This is a genomic window from bacterium (assembly GCA_016873475.1).
GTDB lineage: Bacteria > Krumholzibacteriota > Krumholzibacteriia > JACNKJ01 > JACNKJ01 > VGXI01.
This window is the reverse complement of record VGXI01000326.1, coordinates 1-2604: the sequence shown is the minus strand read 5'-3', so window position 1 is coordinate 2604 and position 2604 is coordinate 1. Positions and strand designations below refer to the sequence as shown.

General features: G+C 71.2%; 2 protein-coding genes. Both read left to right on the top strand.

The window, feature by feature from the left end:
• The first annotated feature begins 400 nt into the window (after nt 1–400).
• Entirely contained in the window at nt 401–1507 is a 1107-nt protein-coding gene (locus tag FJ251_15345; GenBank protein ID MBM4119077.1) for a carbohydrate-binding family 9-like protein, read from the top strand.
• Nucleotides 1504–2604, top strand: a 1101-nt coding sequence (locus tag FJ251_15340) for a sodium:solute symporter (protein MBM4119076.1), incomplete at its 3' end; no start/stop codon positions are given. The genes FJ251_15345 and FJ251_15340, both read left to right, overlap by 4 nt.

The window sequence follows — 2604 nt, the reverse complement described above, 5'->3', positions numbered from 1 at the left end:
GAGGAGCAGGTCCCCGGGACGCTCACCGACTTCTATGCCGTGCAGGAGGGCTTCATTGCCACGGCGCCGGGCTTCGGCCTCGCGCTCGCAATGCCCGACCAGCCGCTGCTCCAGCTCGGCCCCCTCGCGGCGGGTGAGCGCCTCCTCGCCGGCGACCCGCGCCTGGCCGCCGACCCCGCGCTCCCCTACGCCTGGCTGATGACGAACTACTGGGAGACCAACTTCGCCCCCACGCTCGGCGGCTTCCACGCCTTTCGCTACGCGCTCGCCTGGGGGCCGCAACTTGCCGCGCCCGCGGTGGCGGCCGCCGCCTGCCGCGATCTTTCGCGCGAGGTTTTCTGCTTCCGCCTGGGCGAGACGGCCGTGTAGTGTGAGCGCGTTCACGATCGGAGCAGCGTTCATGCCCCTTCGCCTGGCCCCCTTCCTCCTGCTGCTCTGCGGCGGCCCTGCGCAGGCCGGGGAGTTCCCGCTGCCGGCCGTCGACCTGCTCGCCTGGCGCCCCCCGGTCTACCGCTGCCTGTTCACGAGCACTCCACCCACCGTCGACGGCCGCCTGGACGACCCGGCCTGGCGGCCCGCGGACTGGACCAGCGACTTTGTCGACATCGAGGGTGACGCCAGGCCGCGTCCCCCCCTGCGCACGCGCGCCAAGCTGCTCTGGGACACCGAGAATCTCTATGTCGCAGCGGCGCTCGTGGAGCCGCAGCTCTGGGCGACCTATACCGAACGCGACGCCGTCATCTACCACGAGAACGACTTCGAGCTCTTCCTCGATCCCGATGGCGACAGCCACGACTACTACGAGCTGGAGATCAACGCGCTCGGCACGGTCTGGGATCTCTTGCTCACGGCGCCCTACCGCGACGGCGGCCACGCCGTCGACGCCTGGGACATCGCGGGACTGCAGAGCGCGGTGCACCTGGACGGGACCCTCAACGACCCCAGGGACACCGACCGCGGCTGGAGCGTCGAGCTCGCCCTCCCCTGGCAGGTGCTCGAGGAGTGCGCCCCCCACGGCGGGCCGCCGCTGCCCGGCGAAGGCTGGCGGCTGAACTTCTCGCGCGTCCAGTGGGACCTCGAGGCGTCCGCAAGCGGCTATGCGAAGCGCAGCGATCCCGAGACGGGCCGGCCGCTGCCCGAGCACAACTGGGTCTGGGCGCCGCAGGGCTTGATCGCGATGCACTACCCCGAGCTCTGGGGCCGGCTCGACTTCGTCGACGAGCGCGGCGAGCCCGCGCCGCCCGCGCCGGCCGGACTCCACCCGCTGCGCCTGCTCTACTACGCCCAGCGGCGCCAGGCCGCGCGCAGCGGGGCCTTCGCGCGCAACCTGGCTGAGCTCCCGCCGCTGCCGCCCGCAGTGCCCGAGTGGCGCGCGCTGCCCCTCGCCCTGGCCGGCGACGGGCAGGGCTTCCGCGCCTGGACCCTGGCCGACTCCCTCGGCGGCGAGGGCTGGAGCATCGACGAGACCGGGTGCCTCCGCCGCTTCGCCCCAGGAGCAAGGCCGTGAACCTGCGCGCCCTCGACTGGTCGATCGTCGCCGCGCTGCTGGCCCTGATGCTGATCGGCCTCGCCGCCAGCCGGCGCCGCATGCAGAGCGTGGCCGACTTCCTCGCCGCCGGGCGCGCGGCCGGGCGCTACCTGCTCACGGTCTCCTCGGGCGTGGCCGGCCTCGGCGACATCACGATCGTCGGTCTGCTGGAGATGAACTACATCGCCGGCTTCTCGATGAGCTGGTGGAGCCTGACGATGGGCGTCGCCGTGCTCGTCGTCACCGTCTCGGGCTGGGTGATCTACCGCTTCCGCCAGAGCCGCTGCCTCACGCTGGCCGAGTTCTTCGAGCGCCGCTACAGCCGGCGCTTCCGCGTCTTCGCGGGGCTGCTCGCCTTCAGCTCGGGGATCGTCAATTACGGCATCTTCCCGGCCGTCGGCGCGCGCTTCTTCATCTACTTCTGCGGCCTGCCGCCGGCGCTGGACCTGGCCGGCCTCGCCGTGCCGACCTTCCCGCTCGTGATGGCCTTCCTGCTCGGCCTCTCGCTCACCTTCGTCTTCGCGGGCGGGCAGGTGGCGGTGATGGTCACCGACTTCCTGCAGGGCGTCTTCGTCAACGTGGCCTTCGTGGTGCTGGTGCTCTTCCTGTTCACGCAGGTGCGCTGGGCACAGATGCTCGAGACGCTGGCGATGGCGCCCGAGCAGGCCAGCCTGATCAATCCCTTCCAGACGAGCCAGGTCGACGACTTCAACCTCGTCTACTTCGTGATCGGCATCTTCGGCTACTTCTACGGCACGATGAGCTGGCAGGGCACCTCGGCCTACAATGCCTCGGCGCTGAACGCCCACGAGGCCAAGATGGCCGCCGTGCTCAGCAGCTGGCGCAACTTCGCCCAGAACCTCTTCATTCTCGTCGTGCCGATCATGGCCTACACGGTGATGCGCCACCCCGATTTCGCCGGCGTCGCCGGGACCGTGCGCGCCGCCCTCGCCGGGGAGCCGAACGCAGCGATCCAGAGCCAGCTGCGCACGCCGCTCGTGCTCACGCAGCTGCTGCCCGTCGGCCTGATGGGCGTCTTCGCGGCCCTGATGCTGGCCGCCTCGGTCACCACGCAC